The 21,353-nt window shown below is 49.0% G+C and carries 22 protein-coding genes and 1 other annotated feature; of the genes, 1 reads left to right on the top strand and 21 read right to left on the bottom strand.

Going from position 1 to position 21,353, the window contains the following annotated elements:
- Positions 1-454: 454 nt before the first annotated feature.
- From prsW to M3650_RS24765, 7 genes are all read right to left on the bottom strand, one after another.
- The gene (gene prsW, locus M3650_RS24735; protein WP_251578707.1) at positions 455-1,225 is read right to left on the bottom strand and encodes a glutamic-type intramembrane protease PrsW; all 771 of its coding nucleotides are present in this window, start codon (positions 1,223-1,225) and stop codon (positions 455-457) included.
- Positions 1,226-1,227: 2 nt separating this feature from the next.
- Entirely contained in the window at positions 1,228-2,478 is a 1,251-nt protein-coding gene (locus M3650_RS24740; RefSeq protein WP_251578710.1) for a Glu/Leu/Phe/Val family dehydrogenase, read from the bottom strand.
- A 176-nt stretch (positions 2,479-2,654) separates the two neighbouring features.
- Entirely contained in the window at positions 2,655-3,275 is a 621-nt protein-coding gene (locus tag M3650_RS24745) for a genetic competence negative regulator (RefSeq protein ID WP_019420097.1), read from the bottom strand.
- 266 nt (positions 3,276-3,541) lie between these two features.
- On the bottom strand, positions 3,542-3,991 hold the full coding sequence (locus M3650_RS24750) for a DNA-directed RNA polymerase (RefSeq protein WP_251578713.1): 450 nt from the start codon (positions 3,989-3,991) through the stop codon (positions 3,542-3,544).
- 72 nt (positions 3,992-4,063) lie between these two features.
- Complete coding sequence (locus M3650_RS24755; RefSeq protein WP_251578715.1) at positions 4,064-4,897, bottom strand: metallophosphoesterase; 834 nt, start codon at positions 4,895-4,897, stop codon at positions 4,064-4,066.
- A 6-nt stretch (positions 4,898-4,903) separates the two neighbouring features.
- Complete coding sequence (locus M3650_RS24760) at positions 4,904-5,293, bottom strand: hypothetical protein (RefSeq protein ID WP_019420094.1); 390 nt, start codon at positions 5,291-5,293, stop codon at positions 4,904-4,906.
- Positions 5,290-5,880, bottom strand: coding sequence for a type II CAAX endopeptidase family protein (locus M3650_RS24765; RefSeq protein ID WP_019420093.1), 591 nt, complete (start codon positions 5,878-5,880; stop codon positions 5,290-5,292). Before M3650_RS24765 ends, M3650_RS24760 begins: the two co-directional genes overlap by 4 nt.
- A gap of 247 nt (positions 5,881-6,127) precedes the next feature.
- Positions 6,128-6,370: a binding site (T-box leader), on the top strand.
- A 65-nt stretch (positions 6,371-6,435) separates the two neighbouring features.
- Between M3650_RS24765 and serA the strand changes: the two genes are divergently transcribed.
- On the top strand, positions 6,436-8,022 hold the full coding sequence (serA, locus tag M3650_RS24770; RefSeq protein ID WP_251578718.1) for a phosphoglycerate dehydrogenase: 1,587 nt from the start codon (positions 6,436-6,438) through the stop codon (positions 8,020-8,022).
- 164 nt (positions 8,023-8,186) lie between these two features.
- Here serA and M3650_RS24775 read toward each other — a convergent pair whose 3' ends face one another.
- From M3650_RS24775 to M3650_RS24840, 14 genes are all read right to left on the bottom strand, one after another.
- The gene (locus M3650_RS24775) at positions 8,187-9,623 is read right to left on the bottom strand and encodes a HAMP domain-containing sensor histidine kinase (protein ID WP_251578720.1); all 1,437 of its coding nucleotides are present in this window, start codon (positions 9,621-9,623) and stop codon (positions 8,187-8,189) included.
- Positions 9,624-9,625: 2 nt separating this feature from the next.
- The gene (locus tag M3650_RS24780; RefSeq protein ID WP_019420090.1) at positions 9,626-10,342 is read right to left on the bottom strand and encodes a response regulator transcription factor; all 717 of its coding nucleotides are present in this window, start codon (positions 10,340-10,342) and stop codon (positions 9,626-9,628) included.
- 99 nt (positions 10,343-10,441) lie between these two features.
- The gene (ccsB, locus tag M3650_RS24785; protein ID WP_251578723.1) at positions 10,442-11,701 is read right to left on the bottom strand and encodes a c-type cytochrome biogenesis protein CcsB; all 1,260 of its coding nucleotides are present in this window, start codon (positions 11,699-11,701) and stop codon (positions 10,442-10,444) included.
- On the bottom strand, positions 11,698-13,362 hold the full coding sequence (resB, locus tag M3650_RS24790; protein WP_251578725.1) for a cytochrome c biogenesis protein ResB: 1,665 nt from the start codon (positions 13,360-13,362) through the stop codon (positions 11,698-11,700). Before resB ends, ccsB begins: the two co-directional genes overlap by 4 nt.
- A 28-nt stretch (positions 13,363-13,390) precedes the next feature.
- The gene (resA, locus tag M3650_RS24795; RefSeq protein WP_251578727.1) at positions 13,391-13,966 is read right to left on the bottom strand and encodes a thiol-disulfide oxidoreductase ResA; all 576 of its coding nucleotides are present in this window, start codon (positions 13,964-13,966) and stop codon (positions 13,391-13,393) included.
- Between the two features lie 206 nt (positions 13,967-14,172).
- Complete coding sequence (locus tag M3650_RS24800) at positions 14,173-14,913, bottom strand: pseudouridine synthase (RefSeq protein WP_019420086.1); 741 nt, start codon at positions 14,911-14,913, stop codon at positions 14,173-14,175.
- A 283-nt stretch (positions 14,914-15,196) separates the two neighbouring features.
- On the bottom strand, positions 15,197-15,742 hold the full coding sequence (locus M3650_RS24805; RefSeq protein WP_233696526.1) for a spore maturation protein: 546 nt from the start codon (positions 15,740-15,742) through the stop codon (positions 15,197-15,199).
- A 100-nt stretch (positions 15,743-15,842) separates the two neighbouring features.
- Positions 15,843-16,499: a nucleoside recognition domain-containing protein gene (locus M3650_RS24810; protein ID WP_251578810.1), complete on the bottom strand. Its 657-nt coding sequence runs from the start codon at positions 16,497-16,499 to the stop codon at positions 15,843-15,845.
- A gap of 27 nt (positions 16,500-16,526) precedes the next feature.
- Positions 16,527-17,768 (bottom strand): D-alanyl-D-alanine carboxypeptidase family protein, encoded by a 1,242-nt coding sequence (locus M3650_RS24815; protein ID WP_251578729.1) that lies wholly within the window; start codon positions 17,766-17,768, stop codon positions 16,527-16,529.
- Positions 17,769-17,961: 193 nt separating this feature from the next.
- Positions 17,962-18,417 (bottom strand): GerW family sporulation protein, encoded by a 456-nt coding sequence (ytfJ, locus tag M3650_RS24820; RefSeq protein ID WP_233696528.1) that lies wholly within the window; start codon positions 18,415-18,417, stop codon positions 17,962-17,964.
- A complete protein-coding gene (locus tag M3650_RS24825; protein ID WP_251578731.1) occupies positions 18,390-19,067 on the bottom strand; it encodes a DUF2953 domain-containing protein in 678 nt (225 codons plus the stop codon). Before M3650_RS24825 ends, ytfJ begins: the two co-directional genes overlap by 28 nt.
- 167 nt (positions 19,068-19,234) lie before the next feature.
- Positions 19,235-19,933, bottom strand: a complete 699-nt coding sequence (locus M3650_RS24830) for a metal-dependent hydrolase (protein WP_019420080.1) — start codon at positions 19,931-19,933, stop codon at positions 19,235-19,237.
- A 2-nt stretch (positions 19,934-19,935) separates the two neighbouring features.
- On the bottom strand, positions 19,936-20,553 hold the full coding sequence (gene scpB, locus M3650_RS24835; protein ID WP_019420079.1) for an SMC-Scp complex subunit ScpB: 618 nt from the start codon (positions 20,551-20,553) through the stop codon (positions 19,936-19,938).
- Entirely contained in the window at positions 20,522-21,319 is a 798-nt protein-coding gene (locus tag M3650_RS24840) for a segregation and condensation protein A (RefSeq protein ID WP_019420078.1), read from the bottom strand. The genes scpB and M3650_RS24840 overlap by 32 nt, the downstream gene beginning before the upstream one ends.
- Positions 21,320-21,353: the final 34 nt, after the last annotated feature.

A 21,353-nucleotide genomic window follows, 5' to 3' on the forward strand; every position in this document is an offset into this window, starting at 1 on the left:
ACTCATGTAGTCCTGCCTACACTCCGTTCCTTCCTTCTTCGGCTTCACGCAACCTTCTCGGTGCTGAAAAGTGACCCTTTTGTTCTCGTAGCATTTTCTGGGAGCATATTCGGCATCGAATCTTGCACTCACCCTCGAAGTACGGTACTCATGTAGTTGCCTACACTCCGTTCCTTCCTTCTTCGGCTTCACGCAACCTTCTCGGTGCTGAAAAGTGACCTTGATCACGAAGCATCCTATATGGGCTGTTCATCAATTACGAAATCTTCACGATTGTCACATACGCATTGCTTGAAGCCGGTCTCGACCCGGCCCCTTTCCCGTCTGCCCCGTAGAATAAATTTCTCACCGCATTGTCTGCAGCGAATGGTTACCTTTACCCGCACACAAGTCCTCCTTATTTGGGTGATTAAACTGAAAAAAAGAGCATTTGTGTACAGTATTTACCAACACGCTACATATTAATCTCTTCCTCGCGATTAACAGAATGAAACGGAGAGCGCGCATTGGCATGCCGTACCTTACCCATCCCGTAATACCAGAGAAAGATCATGAGAGGAACAACGAACCATATCCAATAACGAGTCACCATAAGCAATATCAAATCATATACACCGTGCCAGAACAAAGGAATACCTATGGAATACAGCAAATAACGGCGGGAACGGCCTCCTTTTGAAAATTTGGCCTTTCCTAAATAGTAGCCCATTATTACACCAAACAGAGCATGCCCAGATACTGGAAGCAGCGCCCGAATCAGCAGATGCGAGAATGAGGTATAATTCGACCATGCATACAGCACGTTCTCAATCGTGGCAAAACCAAGTGAGACTGCTACCGCGTACAGTATCCCATCATAATGTTCGTCGAACTCGACATGGTTGTAAATCATATGATACAGGACAAACCACTTAACGAACTCTTCGACACCGGCTGAGATGATAAACGAGAATACATAAGGACTATTTCCCCACCACTGCATAAGTCCGTACTGAATAATGAGAATGGGAAATACGATTAAAAATCCGAGCAGGAAAATACGAATAACCATATGAATCGGTTCGTAATCGTATCGATCCTTTAAATAAAAGTAAACTAACAAAGCAATTCCCGGGGCAATCGCTGCCGTTAACAATGGCAGGATTGGCGTCGTACTTTCGCTTGTTTGCACGGCCGTTTCTGTGATGCTGGCAACAAAAGTAGTCATGGCCGAAATACAAGTCACGCTTACACCCACCCCCGGTAGCGAGCCGCTTCCGCTATTTTACGGACACCGACCATATAGGCGGCAAGCCTCATGTCAACTTGCTTCGTCTGGTGTACTTCGTACACTTTTAGGAATCCGCGCGTCATTAGCTTCTGCAGCTTCTGCATCACTTCTTCCTCACTCCAATAATAACCTTGATTATTTTGCACCCATTCGAAATAAGACACAATAACGCCTCCACCGCTCGCCAACACATCAGGCACGAGCAGTATCTCTCTATCCGTAACGATCTTCGTCGCTTCAATCGTAGTCGGTCCATTTGCCGCCTCGACAATGATCTGCGCTTGAATTTGATGCGCATTATGTTCGGTGATTTGATTCTCGATCGCTGCAGGTACCAGAATATCGCAAGGCTGAATAAGCAGTTCTTCGTTCGAAATTGTATTTTTGAACAGATTTGTTACCGTACCGAAGGAATCGCGACGGTCAACCAAATCCGGGATATCCAATCCATTCGAGTCATACAACCCGCCATGCACGTCGGATATGCCGACAACTTTGGCTCCCGCTTCATGCATGAATTTGGACAGATAACTGCCTGCATTGCCGAAGCCCTGCACGATGACACGCGCATCTTTGAGCGGGATCCCCTTCACTTTTAATGCCTCGTAGATCATCATAACAACGCCTTGCGCAGTCGCTGTCTCACGACCTTGAGAGCCCCCGAGCACAATCGGCTTACCGGTAATGAAGCCAGGAGAATCAAATTCCCGGATAACACTATACTCATCCACCATCCATGCCATAATTTGCGCATTTGTCATGACATCAGGCGCTGGAATATCCTTCGTTGGCCCGACAATCTGGCTAATCGCGCGAACATAGCCGCGGCTCAATCGTTCCAATTCATTTAAGGACATCCGTCGCGGGTCGCAGATAACCCCGCCTTTCCCGCCTCCATAAGGGAGATCGGCAATTCCGCATTTCAAGCTCATCCAGATGGAAAGCGCCTTAACCTCTTCTTCTGACACCTCTGGATGAAAACGAACCCCGCCTTTAGTCGGACCGACAGCATCGTTGTGCTGAGCTCGGAAACCAGTAAACATCTTCACTTTACCGTCATCCATCCGAACCGGAATACGAACGGTCAGCATACGCAGCGGTTCTTTTAACAAATCGACCATGTCTTGTCCATAACCTAAACGATGTAGAGCTTGCTCGATTACAACTTGTGTAGATTGAAGAAGAGAATTGTGATCTTGTGCGGACATCTTGATTCACCTCATAGAGTTTAGTTAGATAGGCTCATTGATTCTATGATGTTGGTTATGTAGTGTCCAATGAGAGGAAGTCAGCATATATTGGTTGACAAGTGATGACAAATTAAAAACAGGGAGCTCACATATTGATGATCCAATAAGCGCTCCCTGTTGACGATGCACGGCGCTTAGACACGTCGCGCTTTGAAATGAGCACAAATTACGGATATCGCATCTTCTGCAATGATGCAGGTACCGTACTCTTCCAAAACAGCGGTTGTTACCGACGTTGCTTCCCCATATTCCGCTAAAATGGCGATAAAGCCATGCAAGCGATGGGGCTCCATATTGGCCGGTTCCACGTGATATATCCACTGTCCGTTATATTGGTAGAGCGCGCCGGAGACGGGGAATTGACCGTTCACCGTATGAGCCGCTTCGATGAAATGTTCAAAATCACGGAACGCGAACACGATGGTGTCGCTTTCCTCCAGTGTAACTTCCATTTCGTATACGTCGTCCAATTCATCTTCATCCACACCGTGAGCATGGTGTGATGCGCTGTCCCAACGGGTTCGTGTGACGATGACGACCATGCCTTGTGCAGGCATTGCGAATACTTCTACGGCAAGCGGTCCCGTCGCGTCAAATCCGAGTTCGGTATACGCTTGATCCATCATTTCCGCGAACAACTCCTGCAGCTTAGTCATTTCCTGCCACAGATCCTCGCGTTGGATCCCGCGCTCCGATAAATCGTCGAACGTAAGAAAAATACGGATTTTATCTTGACTTAGACGTTCGATTTTCATGACAGGACCCTCCTTTACAGCTTCGGTTATAACAGATTATGAAGCAACATATAATATGTGCTGAAAATGGTTCTATGTAACTCATGTTATCATTATTTCAAATGTTTTGCACTACATAAAATAGACGTACAAGGTTATGTATGGAAAAGTCAATTATTACAAAAATAAAGCAACCGCTCTAACGCGGTTGCTTCATCGAGTAAACCATAATTAATCCTTAATGATGGACATGCGTAAAGAGGTTCATTCCAGTTAGAAGCAAACGATTAATGAGTTGATTGTTGCTCGGTGCTGCTGGCGGATTTCGAACGATCCGCCACTTGGGCCTTGGCGATATTTTGCGACGCCGACTCTGCCGCTGACGACTTATTGGATGTCAACGCCGCCGGAATAGGAGCCAGTCCATTCTCACTCAGAATGGCATCGACTTTGCGTCTAACTTCTGGGTCGCCATCAATCAATGCTTTGATCCGGTCCAAGCTGAACCCGTCGACACCATGCTGCGCTTTCGAATCCATGAGCGTCGTCATGTTGGACATCTTCTTGGTAAGCGTGGAGTCCATTACTTTGTCCTTCGCTTTCCCCATCACATCCTGTACCATGTCGCCTGCGAGTTGAAGCTTGGACTGCAGATTCGCAAGCGAACGGCGATCCGCCATGTACATCCCCGCCAATATTCCGATTGCCGCTCCGGAAATAAATGATGTCACCTTCACTGCTGTTCCCTCCTTGTTTGTTAGGATCAGTTGTAGTGTGAGCGCCGGATGTGCGAAGCATTCGGATTAATTTTAGGAAACACTGGCTTTGGCTCCGGAGCGGAGTATTATAAAATGCGCTTCCGGCTTGCTGTTCAAGCGAAAAGGCAGATGGGACGTGCCGAATCCCCTGCTGATGAACAGCTTCGTTCGCCGATTGGCTTCGTCTTGAAAATCATACCAGCCCGCTAAATATTTTCGGTAAAACTTGCCCGTTCGCAGCGGACCATACCCCGGAACACATATTTGACCGCCGTGCGTATGTCCTGACAGCACCAGATCAATGTCCTTGACATCCACCCCCCGCAGAGACAGCGGATCATGAGTAAGAACGATCGTGCAATTCGGTTCGCCTCTCGGCTCGCTCATGGCAAGGCGGATGTCGGTTCTTCCCGAGCTGAAATCATCCCAGCCCACAATCCATATGAATTCGCCGCTCTGCTCGAGCCGCATCGCTTCATTTTCCAATAGCTTAACCCCGATATCCCTCAGATCGTCATCCAATTTGCGGATATCCACTTTATAGTCGTGGTTGCCATGCACCGCGATTACCGGAGCATATTGGCGCAGACAACTCATATTATACAAACATTGTTCTAGCGGAACACCACGCTCAATCATATCCCCGCCGACCAGCACTAGCTCTGCTTTCTCATGCTGTTCCAGTTGCGACATATGCTGCTGTGTCAACATCCTGCGATGGAAATCGGTAATAAAGAACAAGCGGACCCCGTCAAAGGATGACGGCAACCGCTCTAATACCACTTCTTCTTCTGTAATTGTAAGTCCCCGAGCTTCCCACAGCATATACCCGAAGAGAACACCGATAACTGCGATAACACCAATGATAACAGCAGCAGCAAGCATGGCGGATTACCCCTCCAGCGCCATTTTGTGGCGTCCCCATAATAGAAGTCCGACTAATAACCCGATAAACAACAAAAATAGAACATTGTAAAACCAATTCGTCAACTTCGCATAGTCGGAAGGATACAATTCTTTACGAGATGGTAGAGAACGGTCCTCATCTTCATCTATAGATGGAGAAACGGCAGCGACAGCTGCCATTTCTCTAGCGGATATATCCGCCTGATGATTTGCTGTCTTTGTCTTGATGTTCGAATGATGATCGACTTTTGATTCTGATGTGTCCGTCGTATCTTCCTTCAATTGGCGTAGTGCATCCAGTGCCGGGCTATGTACGATCGAGTCTTGACTGCGAGAGAACCCTCGAAAGGACGGGTCTGAATGATTCTCGCTCATGCTTCCCTCCGAAACCGTATAATAAGTCCCATAATAAGATCAATTACAAAATGAGCCATAATTGGAGCCCACAATGTTCCCGTCCATTCATAGACGATCCCCAAAGCGTAACTGATTAAAAATACCATCAAGGTCGGGAGCCAGTGGCGTAAATACCGAACATGGATGGTTGCAAACATAATGCTGGTCCAGTACGGGCCAAACGCATGCTGTACAGCTCCCCGGAAGAGCATTTCTTCGCATACTCCTACTATAAAGGAGATGACGAAAATGTGCCATACCGGACGCTTGCGAAACAGCTTCTCATTGACTCCACCATCATCGTTCAGTTCCTCCGGCACGAAGCGGGATATCGCAATATCGAACAGTACGACAGCAACGGCGAGGCCACATCCCCACCACAACCAGGTCCAGCCTTCCGGCAAGCTTAGCAGCTTGAACGGATTTCTTCCTTGCAGCCAAATCCACACCAAGCCTATCGTAAGGGTTATGGCTTGAGTCAAATATAAGTTAATTAGCAAAATGCGGTCGTCTAAGTCTTGTACATTGACCTGTCGCGACTTGAAGTTTTTCCATTTTTGTTTCATTCCATCCCTGCCTAACCAATTCTGTTTAAATATGAACCAATAGATGAATCATAGCAGAAACTTTAAGAATCATTCAACCTTAGCTGGCGAAAAGAGAAAATCTTTACGTAAATTACTATGTATTGTGTTTTTGTTCGTTATAACGGGGGAAAATAAGCGTTTTCACTCATTTCAAAGATTTCATTTTCGTTTTTTCAACCTATTGACACTGTTCTGGAAGCATGGTACATTAAGTAAAATTTCATGAGTTAATACGGTGAAGGAAACGAACGGGCAAAGAAGCCTACAGAGAGCCGATGTTAGGTGGGAATCGGCGGTGGATTGTCAGGTTCCAGCGTTCCGGAGTTGTTGCGCTGAATTCGAATAGTTAGTAGGCGTGAACGGTTCGAACCCGATATCATTCGTTATCTCTTTATGAGATGAAAAGGCTGTTTGTGTGAACGAACAGCGAATAAGGGTGGCACCACGAAAGAAGACTCTCGTCCCTTACTACGGTCGTAGTATGCGGATGGGAGTTTTTTTATATGTAAACATAAATCTAAAGGAGGAGAAACCATGTTTAAAGTGTTAGTTTCGGATCCGATTAGCGATTTCGGGATTCAGCAGTTGGTGGATGCACAGGATGTTACGGTAGTAAAGCAAACGGGATTGTCGGAAGACGAGCTGGTGGAAATGATCGGAGAGTATGACGCGCTGTTGGTACGAAGCCAGACACGCGTTACCCCGCGCATTATGGAAGCAGCCAAGAAAATGAAAGTTATTGGACGCGCAGGGGTCGGTGTCGATAACATCGATCTGCAGGCGGCGACACAGCGCGGAATTATTGTCATTAATGCTCCGGACGGAAATACAATTACGACGTGTGAGCATGCCTTTGCGATGATGATGGCGCTTGCCCGCCACATCCCGCAAGCTTACGTGAAGACGATTAGCGGCGTATGGGACCGCAAATCGTTCCTCGGCGTAGAACTGTCGAACAAGACGCTGGGCGTCCTCGGCATGGGCCGTATCGGCAGCGAGGTAGCGAAGCGGGCCAAAGCATTCGGGATGGAAGTGATGGGCTTCGATCCGTTTATGACGGAGGAGCGAGCCGAGAAGCTTGGTATTAAGCTCGGTTCGGTAGACGAAATTATCCGTGCGGCGGATTTCCTTACCGTCCATACACCGCTGACGGCCGAGACGCGCCACATGATTTCTCGCCCGCAGTTCGAAGTGATGAAGCCAGACATGCGCATTATTAACTGCGCGCGCGGCGGCATCATCGATGAGTATGCGCTCATCGAAGCATTAGATGAAGGCATCGTTGCTGGTGCAGCCTTCGACGTCTTCGAAGCGGAACCGCCGCAGGCGGACCATCCGTTCCTGCACCATCCTAAGGTCATTGTAACCCCTCACTTAGGTGCATCGACCGTGGAAGCGCAAGAGAACGTGGCCGTGGATGTATCGGAGCAGGTGCTTCATATTTTACGCAACGAACCATTCAAGAATGCGGTCAACATGCCGCCTGTGCCGGCAAATGTTCTTAAAAAGATTCAGCCATACTTCGGTCTTGCCGAGAAGTTGGGGCAATTCGTCTCCCAAATGGCCAAAAGTGCCGTCCATGAGATCGTCGTCAACTATTCTGGTGACTTGGCTGAAGTGGACACGCAGCCGATTACACGCGAAATCGTCAAGGGCATTCTTTCCCAGCATTTAGGCTCGGACGTTAATGTCGTGAATTCCATGCATTTGGCAAAAGTGAGAGACATCAACATCATTGTGCAAAAATCACACATCGCAAAGGGCTTCACCAATCTGCTCTCGGTAACGCTTCGGACAAGTTCGGAAGAGCGTCTGGTAGCCGGTACGCTGTTAAATGGATACGGCGAGCGAATCGTGCAAATCGACAAATATCCGGTAGATATCGCGCCAGAAGGCCATATTTTGCTCATCTCGCATAATGACAAGCCAGGGGTTATCGGAACGGTCGGCACATTGCTCGGCTCCAATGACGTCAATATCGCGACGATGCAGGTCGGACGGAAAATTGTCGGCGGCTCAGCCATCATGGTATTGTCTGTCGATAAGATGATTTCGAAAGATGTGCTTGCACAACTGAAAAACAATGCGGATATTATTAAAGCGAAGGAAATCGTGCTGTAACGCAGTAACGTAATACTTGCGTGTTCAGCCTCTATAAAATTGTTCCACGACGAACAAGATTTATAGTAAAAAAACGCGTTACTCTGACAGCAACTGAGATGCAGATCTCAACAAAAAACTCCCTTCTCTGCCGAAATGGCGGGAAGGGAGTTGTCGTTTGTTAGTCATTTTGCATCTTCTGGTGTACGAACAGGCACCGCAAAGGAGAATGTTGTCCCTTGTCCCAGCGCGCTGTCGACACGTAAGATGCCGTTATGGGCTTCAATAATGTTTTTGACGATGGCTAGTCCCAGCCCCGTACCGCCAGAAGCCCCTCTCTTACGGGCCTTATCGGCTTTGTAGAAGCGTTCAAAGATGTAGGGAACGTCTTCCGAAGGAATGCCTTGACCATGGTCTTCAATATGAATCCACAGCAGTTCCTCTCCGCCTGACGACACCGTTCGTTCGGTACGAATTCGTATTTCTTCCCCTGACGAAGAATGACGGAGCGCATTGTCGAGCAAATTCGTCAACACCTGCTCCAAGCGATCTTCGTCCGCAACAGGCAGGACAGGATCCTCCGCGTCCAATGACATGTGCAAGGGTATGTCTCTTTCTTTGGCAATAACAGAGAATTTGCGGTATACGCGATGAATGAGCTCATGCACATCCGCTTCGCTCCAATGCATAGGCAAGTGTCCCGCCTCCATGCGAGCCAAATCCAATAAATCCTTGACCAAACGCCCCATGCGCAGCGATTCGTCATGAATGACTTGAACTAATTCCTGCCGTTCCTCTGGCGAAGCCGCAATATCGTCCAGCAGCGCTTCGCTGTATCCTTGCAGCATCGACAGCGGCGTCCGAATCTCATGTGAGACGTTCGCCACGAAGTCCTTGCGCAGCTTCTCAAGCCGCACCTCCTCCGTCACATCGCGCAGCACGGCTACAGCGCCGCGCACGCGGCTGTCGGCATGAAGCGGCCCCACGATGACAGACCATACTTCCTGTCTGACATGGACGCGCGTTGACACTTCTTCGCCTTCTCGAATGACCTTCTGGAACAGCGGCTTCATCGGGACGGGAACTGATGAAGGACCGGACGGCTCTACGTCGACATTCCACTCCATCGAATTCCAACGGTTCAAAATCGCTTCCCCATGCGGGTTGGCGAGAAGCATGCTCCCTGAAGCGTCAAATGTAATGACCGCATCAGTCATACTCCGCAGCACGCTTGCCAAATGCTCCTTCTCGTGCTGCAAATCCTGAATCGTCATCTTCAGCTCTTCGGCCATGTGGTTGAACGTGCGCGACAATTCCCCAATCTCATCGGAGGAAGGGATTGTGACGCGCGTCGAATAATCACCCTGGCGAATCGTATCGGCAGCCTGCTTCAACTTGCGAAGCGGCTGCGTAATTTTAGTAAAAAGAAACAAAGCGAAAAAGGTCGTGAGCGAGAACCCGGTAATAGCGGTATATACGAATAATTGTTTTATATCGTTAGGATGGGTAAAGTTGCTATCGATATATGGAAGCAAGTATACACCCAACGTGGCCATGACTACTGCAACGAGACCGATGATGGTCATCCACAGCTTGCCGACTACACTGCGCCAAAATTTCACGATTATTTCGGCACCTCTAACTTGTAACCGACGCCCCACACGGTTGTGATCATCGTAGCCGCTTCCGGTGATACTTTGTTTAATTTCTCGCGCAATCGCTTCACATGGGTATCAACCGTGCGCAGATCGCCGAAAAATTCATAATTCCATACATCCTTCAACAATTCTTCACGCGAAAACACTTTATCCGGAGACACGGCTAAATAATGAAGCAGCTCATATTCCTTTGGAGTCAGGCTGATTTCATGTCCGCCTGCCGTCACCCGGTGGGCGTCATGCTCGATAATCAGGTGAGGAAATACGATGTTGTTGCTTGCTTTTGGATCGTTCGTCAAAAATGCCGTAGCCGATGAGCGACGCAGCACTGCCTTGACGCGATATATCACCTCTCGCGGACTGAACGGCTTCACCACGTAATCATCCGCCCCGACCTCAAAGCCTTGCACCCGGTTCATCTCTTCGCCCTTGGCAGTGAGCATGATAACCGGTGTCGCTTTGACTTGTCTCAAGCGGGTGCACACTTCGATTCCATCCATGCCAGGAAGCATGACATCCAGCAGTATTAGGTCGTAATCCTCGCCAACCGCTTTGCGAAGCGCGATTTCACCATCCTCCGCTTCCTCAATTTCGTAGCCTTCCTTCTCCAGGTACATCTTAAGCAGGCGACGAATCCGTTCTTCATCATCTACGACCAAGATGCGGTTCACTTGTTCGGACATGAACGACTCTCCTTCCAACGGTATCTAAAAGTATGAACGACTGAAGTTCAGCAGGATAGAAGCCGCAGTCGTTCGACCGAATCGTTATCGGCGCAATGGTCAGACTCCCGAATAAGAATGAAGCCCGGAAATGACGAGATTGACGCCGACAAGCGTAAACATCACTATCAGGAGGCCGATAACGGCCAACCATGAAGATTTTGCGCCATGCCAGCTGCGGGACAAGCGCAGGTGAAGATAGGCGCTGTAATATAACCATGTAATGAGCGCCCACACTTCTTTTGGATCCCAGCCCCAGAAGCGGGACCAGGCGATTTGTGCCCAAATCATGGCAAAGACCAGTGCCCCTAATGTAAAGACAGGGAATCCGATGGCGATGGAACGATAGCTGATTTCATCTACCAGATCGGGATCTAACCCCTGCACCAGCGGACTGATAGCTTTTGCAATCGGTTTGCGCAAGATGAGCCGGATTGCCGCATACAGCACAAGTCCGGCAAGAAGTGACCAAATAACCGTATTCAGCTTACGTCCCGCCTGCACCCCTTTCATCCAGCCAGGAGCTTCCATCAGCGGCAACTTCATGCCGATAAAGCTCGGCACCGCTTCTAAAGAGCTTTCTTCACTGTTGTAAGGTGCAATCAAAGGCGGCATCGTGTACGTAACCGATTCTATTTTACTATTGATTTGGCCGTTTTCGACCGTTTCCACTTTTTGATTGACGATCACTTCATAGTCCGCGGCGCGGAAGCTGAATACGACAGCAATGAAGCCGATAACAACAATTATACATCCCATTATGAATTCGAGCCAACGTTGTGAACGCCGGTCGCTTCCCGAATCCCAACGCACCGTCCGCAGCAAATAGAGCAGTGCGGCTACGAAGGCGACTGCAAAAAAAGCATAGCCGAGCGCTGCCAACGTAACGTGTATTTTCAACCAGACCGAATCGAGCTGAGGAATCAAAGGCTGCACTTCACTCGGGAAGACAGAAGCATAAGCCATAATAATGACGGCCAGCGGAACCGCAAATGCGCCAAGCACCGCCGAACGATAAATGAGATACATCACGACAAATGCGCCGATAATCATCATCGCCAAGAATGACATGAACTCGTACATGTTGCTGACCGGGATATGTCCCGCTCCAATCCAGCGAGAGATAAAATAGACGAGCTGACTGCCAAAGCCGATGGCCGTTACGGTAAATGAAATTCTGCCCCACCTGCGCTCATGGCGCGCCCGGTCGTGTGTCTTCATTTTTTTGCCCGGCATCGCATAGACGAACAGGATGAATGAAATACAAAATAAGAAGAACGCGACTACATATGCGTCCTGGCTCAATTCTAATGACGTCACGCCTTACTCCCCCCACGATCGATAGATTTAGCATCGACTTCAATGTCCACTGCTTGCAAAGCTCGGGCGACTTCATTCCGAAGCCCATACCAGTTCTTGTTCGTATGCGCTCCGAGCGCCAGCTGTTGCCCATCCAATCGCAGCCATATGCGGCGGTGCTGCCAATAGAAGCCCATAATAAGGCCAATCATGCTGATGGCAGCTCCTATCCAAATGAACGGCATCGCTGTATCTTTGCGCACATTCAGATAGCTGGTGGATTCAGACAGCGTTACATCGTTCATCGATTGGACATGCAAATCGAACTTGTTGGCTATTTCGCCATTGATGACATCTTGCTGAAACTTCACTTTGTCTTTTTGAAGAGGGAAATACATGTATGGCTCGCCCTCGTTCGGCAGGCCCGGGCCTTTAATCATAAAGATAAAGGCAGGTGCATTCGGGTCTTGAGACTTCGTTGTCGGTTTCCCATTCTCATCAAGTCCGAAATCCATAAATTTGTGGGTGAGTTCTAAGGTGTAAGGACCGACTTCATAGTGGGTCTCCGTACGATTGATCTTCAGCTCGAACTGTCCGTACACTTCTCCAGTCTGCGGATTCTCCAGCACTGGCTTTACTGCGACGAGTCTTGGTGTCAGATCGAAGTCGAATTGATACACCATCAAGCCTTCATACTCCAATGGCTCGTTCACGCGGATATCATGCTTCATCACTTCTTCTAGTACCGGTTCGGCGGCGAGTTCATCGCATTTATCCACGCAGCGATACAGCGTCGCCTTTGTCTCGAACAACTTCGCTATGACACGGCCTTCCTTGACGAATTGCTCGGGCATGTCCTCCTCGCCATAATATTCAACCGTAAAGTGGTCATTCTGCAAATAAAACGGTGTACCCGGTATTTCCTTCGGCTGACCTTGCGGAAAAGCATCATAGTATTCCATATGCCATCCTGGAATGCTGCGGGCCAGAACAGCCAACAAAAAGATAATAAGCCCGATATGGTTTATGTATGGACCCCAACGGCTGAAGCGATTTTTCTCCGCCAAGAGCGCATCCTCATCGCGGACGATCTTGTACCCTCGCTTCTTGAGCGACTTGCTCATCCCGTCGAGCCAAGTATTCGGTGAATCCTGTATGTCGCCTTGGTACACAATGCGCTGACGGGTGATGAATTGCCCATGCTTGCGCACTTTCTGCTTATGCAAGGCGCGATATAAAGGCAGCACCCGATCCAGACTGCAGATGACGAGCGACGCCCCAATCATGACGAGCAGCGTAATAAACCACCAAGACTCGTAGGTATGGGACAAGCCGAGCAAATAATAAATGTGCCCCATTGTCCCATACGTTTGCTTATAGTACAACGAAGCGTCAATATTGATGAACTGGCTTTCCTGTGGGTAGATCGTGCCGAACATCGAGCCTATCAGTGTGATGACGATTAAATAAACCGCTACCTTGACGGATGAAAAAAAGTTCCAAATGCGATCGATAATGGACGGATTCGCTTTTTGCGATTTTCGCGCAACTCCGTCATACCGCATCTCTAGGACTTCATCCAATGCGGGTTCTTCATGCTGCGGCTTCCCGCACGCTTCGCAGAGAACGGTTCCAATTGCATTCTGGTGGCCGCATTCGCATTTCGTATTATCGAACCGCACTACATTGTCCTCCTTCCATTATCGATTATCATTGTCCCGTTATCTCCTGAAGATATTTATCCAGTTGAGATTGGGTGAGTTCACCGATATGGATGGCGTGAACTTTACCGTCCGGCTTCACGAAAAATGTGGTCGGGAGCGGTCGGATCCCAAACGCTTCCGTTACTTTCTTCTTCTGATCAAGCAGCATTGTAAAGCGCACATTGACCTTTTTCATATAATTTTGTACGACCAATGGATCTTCGCCATAGTTAATTCCGACGATTTCAACATTTTTGGCCTTCCACTCATCCGCCGCCTTCTGCAGCGTCGGCATTTCCCGTTCGCACGGCTCGCACCACGAGCCCCAGAAATTGAGCACGAGCGCCTTGCCCTTGTAATCCCCCAGCTTCACGACGCTGCCGTTCAATTGCTGCAATGGGAGATCCGGGATCGTGCTGCCTTCCTTCGGCACCTCCGGCTTCTTGAAGGCAGAGCTTACGGCGAAGCCGCCGAGTACGAGAATGACGACCAAGATGATGATCTGGGTTGTTTTATTCCGCTTGCCCATTACCAACGCCCTTTCCAGAAGTTGTTCAAAAAGCCCCTTTTGATCACGAAGCATCCCAAGATGCGATTCGACATCAACTGAAAATGGTTCTTTTTGAACTCGCACTTCTATGACATTATTCACATTTTAGAGGAAGATTTTCAACAAATTCATTACACCACTCACGATCATTATAATTCAAAGACCAGCGGTCATATCTTCCTCAATATGAAAATTATGTGTCTTAGCCAAGGGCAGATATAATGGCGCGGTTCGTTCCGTTAAGGGGTACGATTCGACAAGAGCGCCATTTGCAGCTCATTTACTTCAGACTTGGTCAAATGGCGATATTTCCCGCGCGCGATGCCTTGCAGCGTAATATTGGCGAATTGAACCCGCTTTAATTTAATGACTGGATGACCAATTGTATCAAACATGCGGCGAACTTGGCGATTACGCCCTTCGTGAATGATGACACTAATGGTTGCAATATTACGTTCCATATCAACATCGTGATATTCGACTTCCGCAGGCTGAGTCATACCGTCATCCAACATGACGCCTTTCTTCAGCTTCTCCAACGCATCCCCGTGTGGAACGCCTTTCACTGTTACATGATAAATCTTCGCCACGTGATGGCGTGGATGCGTCAAGCGATTGGCTAAGTCACCGTCGTTCGTCAGGAGCAGTAAACCTTCGGAATCGTAGTCCAGACGTCCGACAGGATATACACGTGTGCCAACGCCTTTAATAAAGTCGATAACCGTTTTGCGTCCTTCTGGGTCCGATGTGCTCGTAATTACACCCTTCGGCTTGTGAAACGCCAAGTAGACTTTATCCGTCTTCACTCTGAGCGGCTTGCCGTTCACCGTTATGACATCACTGGCAGGGTTCGCCTTCACTCCGAGAGTCGTAACAACCTCCCCGTTCAATTCAACCTTGCCGGCTAATATAAGTTCTTCGCATTTTCGACGCGATGCTATACCTGCATTCGCTAAAATCTTCTGTAAACGTTCTTCCATATACGTTTGTCACCTCATGATAATGATATCCTTTTGTGAACAATACCACAAGAAGGACTGTTCAAAATGTTGTCGAAATTTGGTTGTCGAATTGACAAGATACGTAAGCAGCTGACCCAAACGTAGATAAATACACGTGAGGGATACTTGTTCTCGATAGTACGTGCTGCATTGATTCCCCTCAACCTGTCCTTCTGCAGACAAAAACAGGGACTGTCCTTCAGGTCATACAGACCTTTTAAGACAGTCCTTGGTCATTCATTTCTTTCAAGCTATATAGATATTATCCTGATATGAAGCCAAATACAAGCAAACATACGATAATGGCTGCCACAAAGCCTACCAGATCAGAGAAGAGTCCGACTTTGAGCGCATAGCGCCCGTTGCGGATGCCTACGGCCCCGAAGTACACAGTCAGCACATACAGCGTCGTATCCGTACTGCCTTGGATCGTAGAAGCGATTCGTCCGATGAGTGAATCAGAACCATACGTCTTAATCAAATCCGTCGTAAACGCCAACGAACCGGCCCCGGTTATCGGCCGCAGAAAAGCGAGCGGCATCACCTCGCTCGGCACACCAAGCATATCGAGCAGCGGCCGGAACAGACTGACCATCCAATCCATTGCCCCTGAGGCGCGAAAAACGCTAATCGCCACCATCATCCCCACTAAGGTTGGGATAATATTAATCGAGGTCTGAAAACCGTCCTTTGCGCCTTCGACGAACGTTTCATAGACGGGCACGCGGCGAAAATAAGCGTATAGGGGAATAAATACGACAATGGCTGGAATGGCCCATGCAGATATCGTGGTAACAAAAGAATACATGAGCGAACCGTCCTTTCCGAAGCATTACAGAAGCTGCAGATAGATAAGTCCGTAGATTGCAATGGCGGCGCATGCCGTCATACGACCGCGCGTCATATCATTAATCCGGCACTGGAGGCAACTCCACGCTGGCTTGAGCCGGCAGTCCAGACTTGCGGCGTGTCGTTATTCCTGGCGGTGCATTGCTGCGCCGTCGGTACCATCGATCCGCCGCAATGGCCGCACACGTGGCGACAATCGTGGCCAGCAAGGTCGTGCCGACAATTTCCGCTGGGTTCTCCGAGCCGAAATTCATCCGAATCGCAATCAAGGTCGTCGGAATAAGCGTAATGCTTGACGTATTAATGGCCAGCAAGGTGCACATGGCAGGACTCGCCGTGTCTTTGCTCGGATTTAATTTCTGCAGCTCCTGCATGGCGCGAATCCCCATCGGAGTGGCAGCATTGCCAAGACCTAACAGGTTCGCGCTCATGTTCGACATGATGAAACCTAAGGCCGGATGGTTCCGCGGCACATCTGGGAACAAATACCGCACGATAGGCCCAAGCGCCTTGGCCAAACGCTTCAATAATCCTGCGTCTTCCGCGATGCGCATCATACCAAGCCAGAACACCATGACGCTAATCAGACCGAAGCTGACGGTCACCCCCGTTTTTGCACCGTCGAACACTGCCTCTGTGACCGTCTCAATACGGCCTTGAGCAGCAGCCGCGATAAAGCCGACTAGCAGCATAAACATCCAAATGGCATTTACAATCGTTTCCGCCTCCTATTGAAGATGAGATTATGCGCCGAATAGCGAACCAACCACATAGCGCATTTTTGCGAACCACTTGCCCACAAGCGTAGCAGCCTGTCCTTCATAAGATGGCATAGACGACGCAGGCGAGGAGGCGGAGGCATTGGAATCCGTTAACGGAACCGTTGCGATCACGTTGTCATCCAGCTTCACAATGAGCCGTCCGCGGTGACCTAAACGAGCATCCAGACTGTTCTTGTCCAGAATGCTCACAGCCGTCACAATGCGCTCTCGCTCTCCTACACTTATCGGATAAGCAACCTCACTTGATGTTTGCAAGGGATATCCTTCAATTTCCTGCCCCTTTTCCACCAACGACGTCATCGGAAACGCTTGAAAGCCATAATTAAGCAGCCGTGAGTGGTCTACCCAATCGCTCGAATCATTCAAGGTGACCGCCACCAATTGCTGTCCGTCTCGCGTGGCTGAGCTGACAAGACAGCGCAAAGCATCTGACGTATAACCCGTCTTCACACCGTCCGCCCCCTCATACAAGCGAAGCATTTTGTTCTTGTTCATCCATTTGTAATCCCACTTCTCATACGGATTCGGGGCCATCTTCACCTGAGTGCGCACGATATCACGAAAGATGCTGTTATGAAGCGCGTAGGCGGATAATTGGGCGAGCTCATTAGCCGTTGTGTAATGTCCTTCTGCATCGAGTCCGTGCGGGTTGCGGAATTGCGTGTGCTCTAACCCAAGCATCTTGGCTTTCTCATTCATCATATAAACGAACCCTTCCTCTGACCCGCCCACATGTTCCGCGATCGCAACCGCTGCATCATTGCCCGATCGCAGCATTAATCCGTACAACAGATGGTTCAGACTCATCTCTTCGCCAAGCCTTAAATATATCGAGGAGCCTTCTTTTCCGAACGCCTTTCCGCTAACCTTCACTTTGTCACTGAGACGGCCATGTTCAATCGCTACGATCGCCGTCATAATCTTGGTGGTGCTTGCCATTGGCAGCATCGCGTCACCGTTATGGCTATACAGCAATCGGCCTGTCTTGACATCGATTAATGCCGCAGCCTTAGCATTCGTGAATGGCAGTGAAATACGTGCAGGCTTCTGACCGGACGGAACTGGCTTCGTCGTCTGGATAGTCGCTTCCGTATCGTTCGGCGAAGCGGGTTGTCCGAACACTTCTACGGCCCCCATTCCCATCAGCACCATACTGATGAGGAGCAATTTCGCAACTTGTCCCACGTATGGAAATCTGTTCATAAGTTCCTCCTTCACATTCGTACCGGTCAAGTTGTTTCATATGTATGCTTACGCGAGACCAGATATGTCCAATTTCTTGCTTGCAACGGGCTAACGCAATAAGGCGCCAAGCTCGCTGTCTCCTTCACAGCCATTGCGGGAACGGCTTTTTTAAGGACAGTGAACTTGACGCCAATCGTTGTGTCGTGTTCTTCTACGGCAAAATGATATCTTCACCTGGCACAGGTTTCGATTGGGATGGCGAGCGTCTTATCATCGCCTCAATGCGATCCAGCACTTTTGGCGTGACGTCAATAATTTTTTCCAATAGATGCGTTTGATTATCGAGCGACACTACATTGATACCTTGCGGACCAACGACTAAAAATGCGATGGGCGTAATACATACACCGCCCCCGCTCCCTCCCCCAAAAGGCTTGGCAGCGGGCGGATGGTGCTGCGCTCCAGGTTCTCTACGCTGGAGTTCTTTCTCTTCAATGCGAAAATCGCTTCCGCCCGCAGCGAATCCCAATGCGACCCGGCTAATCGGCAATATTACGCTGCCGTCAGGTGTTTGCACCGGATCCCCCACGATTGCGTTGACATCCACCATCGCTTTGATATTCTCAAACGCGGCGTGCATTAAGCCTTCGATAGGATGTTCCGCCATGTTCTGACTCCTCCTTCTGCGCGAACGATGCGAATGATTAGCTTAAAAACGACACTTATAGCGTGTGCGGTGCGAATTTTTGTTATACAGACAAGTCTCGTGGAAAAATACGGATAATTGTAATGCGGGATCACATCCAGATCAGGATTGCGGTAGAAACGGATATGTCTCGTCAAAAATCCTACCAGCAGGCTTTTTACTGACCAAGAAGCTCCTGACACGATTCCTGTCGCCATAGGGTTGCGCAGGCCGATTTCCGTATCCCATATCAGCGAATCGCACTTTACTTTATCCAGCGCTTCACCGACCCACTCCATAAAATCAAGCGTATGATGGAGAAGCCTCTTCACTTTCTCGGCATAATAACGCAGTATCCGCTTATTGATGCGCCCTTTCTGTTTACGGGCATGGCCGGTTCCTACATTGTCTTTCTTATGAACTCGTATATTAAAGCCTTCGTCCCAATCGACAAAGCGAATCGAGCGCCATTCATACCGCAATCGAACCCGGCCAAACAAGAAGCGGATAAATACGGCAATGCGGTCATGCTTGCCTGACTTATGAATGACAATTTTACACTCGACAGATGAGGCAAGTATGCAGATCAACAGCAGAAGAAGCACGATGAAGACTACCGTCCCTATAATCATATGGTATGCCTCCCCCCATTTCCTGAACTAACCGTATTATGGCCTTTCATCCAACTGAGCATACTTTCAGGATTCAAGATTCATCCATTACATGATAAAGAGCCTGTCTGTCAAAGACGATGAACATCTTTGACAGACAGGCTCTTACCCGCTCAAACGCTAGCCCACTATAAGTTTAAATCGGACGTCTCTAAGGATTCACCTGGTTGAAGCTCAACGCCATGAATGCCGATTAATTTCAATCTGGATATGTATGCCGAAGCATCCTGTTCAATAGGAGGAAATGTATTGTAATGAATCGGAACGACGACTTTGGCTTGTACCCATTGGGCGGCAAGCAGCGCGTCTTCTGGATCCATCGTGAAGAAGCTCCCGATAGGCAAAAAGGCAATATCCGGTTTGAAACGTTCACCAATCAGCTTCATGTCGCTGAACAGTGCCGTATCGCCAGCGTGATACAATGTCAGGCCGTCCATTTGCAGCACGATCCCAGCGGGGTTTCCCAAATAAATGGCTTCTCCATTCACTGTATACGAAGAGCTGTGCAGTGCTGGCACCCATTTAATCATGCCAAAATTAAAGGTGCAGGATCCACCCAAGTTCATACCGACTGCTCTCGCGCCTTGCCGTTCCATATACTCTGCCAGTTCTACCACGGCAAGTATAGTCGCATCATTCTGCTTCGCAATGGCGGCAGCGTCGGCAATGTGATCTCCGTGCCCGTGTGTCAACAGCACATAGTCGACAGCGATGTCCGCGGGCTTGGCGGTCGCGACCGGATTGCCGGTCAGGTAAGGGTCAATGAGTAAACGGTGATGTTCGGTCTCCAATTGAATGCAGGAATGGCCGTGAAATTGAATTCGCATCATTATTTTCCTCCTTCAGTTTCATTCACATCCTCTATCGTCAGCTGACGTCCTTCTAATTTCTCGAACAGAAGCTGTGTTTCCTCCTCTAACCCATCTGTTTTTTCAAATAAAGAAGCTTCAGGCAATTCCTGAATCGCTGACAGACCAAAATAATCCAAAAATGATTTAGTCGTTCCATACAGAATGGGGCGACCGATGGCTTCTGCCCGTCCGACTTCCTCTATTAAATCTTTATTGACGAGCGTCTGTATCGCCCGATCCGATTTCACACCGCGGACTTCCTCGATTTCTACCCGGGTAATCGGCTGGCGATAAGCCACGATGGATAGCGTCTCCAGCGCCGCCTGGGACAAGGATGAACGAGAAGGCGAATATGCCATGCGTTCAAAATACGGCGCATGATCAGGCAATGTAGCCAGTTGATACATACCTGCTATGGCGACGATTTGGATGCCGCGCTTGGCCCGCTCCATCTCTGCCTGCAAATCGTTGATAGCTTCTTGCACAATCTCCTGACGCTGTTCCGTAATCTCTGCCAGTTGCTTATTATTTAACCCTTCATCTCCCGCCATAAACAGAAGACCTTCAATAATCGACTTCAACATCTGAAAGTCCATCCGTTTCCACCTCACCGTTCCATTGAATCACGATATCTTCGAATAATTGGTCTTGATAGCATTGTATTTGCTTCATCTTCATTAATTCAAGCAGAGCGAGAAACGTAACCACGATCTCATGCCGCGACATTTGTTCGCTCAACAGCTTGGAGAACATCGTCTTGCCGCCGTTGCCGACCGGGCGCAGCGCCCGTACAATATCTTGAATCCGGTCCTTCACAGATATTTCATCCCGGTGGATGGTCGCCACCTGAGTACGTCTTGCCGCCTTGCGGAGCGCCTTCTGGAAAGCGGCGATCAAATCCGTCACATGCAGCCCCTCCACCGGATTTTCCTGAGCTGTCGGCATGTACGGCGATAAATCTTCCGGCTCCTTCGTAAAGATCAAGCTGCGTTCAGTCTCGCGTTCGCGCAGATGCTCGGCGATGCCTTTGTATTTGCGATATTCAATCAGCTTGCGAATCAATTCCGAACGCGGATCCATATCATCATCATCGTAATCCACAAAGTCATCTTCCCAGTCCATCACCGGAGGTTTAGGGAGCAGTTGCTGTGACTTCATCGATAATAAGGTTGCCGCCATAACGAGGAACTCGCTCGTAATTTCAAGCTCGAGCTCGTGCATATTGTGCAAATAATCCATATATTGATCAGTAATTTCGCTAATAGATATGTCTTGAATATTAATTTCCGCTTTATCGATAAGATGCAGGAGCAAATCGAGCGGCCCTTCGAACAAATCCAATTTATACGTTACTACGGACACCCCGTGAACCTCCCGTGAAAAACAAATGTAGCGC

It is taken from the genome of Paenibacillus sp. MER TA 81-3 (assembly GCF_023713585.1).
In the GTDB taxonomy this organism is placed as follows: Bacteria; Bacillota; Bacilli; order Paenibacillales; family Paenibacillaceae; genus Paenibacillus_B; species Paenibacillus_B profundus.

What these genes read in the sequence shown, in the direction of transcription:
- M3650_RS24740 (WP_251578710.1), bottom strand. Translation starts at nt 2,478, where the DNA reads ATGTCCGCACAAGATCACAATTCTCTTCTTCAATCTACACAAGTTGTA.
- M3650_RS24745 (WP_019420097.1), bottom strand. Translation starts at nt 3,275, where the DNA reads ATGAAAATCGAACGTCTAAGTCAAGATAAAATCCGTATTTTTCTTACG.
- M3650_RS24755 (WP_251578715.1), bottom strand. Translation starts at nt 4,897, where the DNA reads ATGCTTGCTGCTGCTGTTATCATTGGTGTTATCGCAGTTATCGGTGTT.
- M3650_RS24760 (WP_019420094.1), bottom strand. Translation starts at nt 5,293, where the DNA reads ATGAGCGAGAATCATTCAGACCCGTCCTTTCGAGGGTTCTCTCGCAGT.
- M3650_RS24765 (WP_019420093.1), bottom strand. Translation starts at nt 5,880, where the DNA reads ATGAAACAAAAATGGAAAAACTTCAAGTCGCGACAGGTCAATGTACAA.
- serA (WP_251578718.1), top strand. Translation starts at nt 6,436, where the DNA reads ATGTTTAAAGTGTTAGTTTCGGATCCGATTAGCGATTTCGGGATTCAG.
- M3650_RS24780 (WP_019420090.1), bottom strand. Translation starts at nt 10,342, where the DNA reads ATGTCCGAACAAGTGAACCGCATCTTGGTCGTAGATGATGAAGAACGG.
- resA (WP_251578727.1), bottom strand. Translation starts at nt 13,966, where the DNA reads ATGCTTCGTGATCAAAAGGGGCTTTTTGAACAACTTCTGGAAAGGGCG.
- M3650_RS24800 (WP_019420086.1), bottom strand. Translation starts at nt 14,913, where the DNA reads ATGGAAGAACGTTTACAGAAGATTTTAGCGAATGCAGGTATAGCATCG.
- M3650_RS24805 (WP_233696526.1), bottom strand. Translation starts at nt 15,742, where the DNA reads ATGTATTCTTTTGTTACCACGATATCTGCATGGGCCATTCCAGCCATT.
- M3650_RS24815 (WP_251578729.1), bottom strand. Translation starts at nt 17,768, where the DNA reads ATGAACAGATTTCCATACGTGGGACAAGTTGCGAAATTGCTCCTCATC.
- ytfJ (WP_233696528.1), bottom strand. Translation starts at nt 18,417, where the DNA reads ATGGCGGAACATCCTATCGAAGGCTTAATGCACGCCGCGTTTGAGAAT.
- M3650_RS24825 (WP_251578731.1), bottom strand. Translation starts at nt 19,067, where the DNA reads ATGATTATAGGGACGGTAGTCTTCATCGTGCTTCTTCTGCTGTTGATC.
- M3650_RS24830 (WP_019420080.1), bottom strand. Translation starts at nt 19,933, where the DNA reads ATGCGAATTCAATTTCACGGCCATTCCTGCATTCAATTGGAGACCGAA.
- scpB (WP_019420079.1), bottom strand. Translation starts at nt 20,553, where the DNA reads ATGGACTTTCAGATGTTGAAGTCGATTATTGAAGGTCTTCTGTTTATG.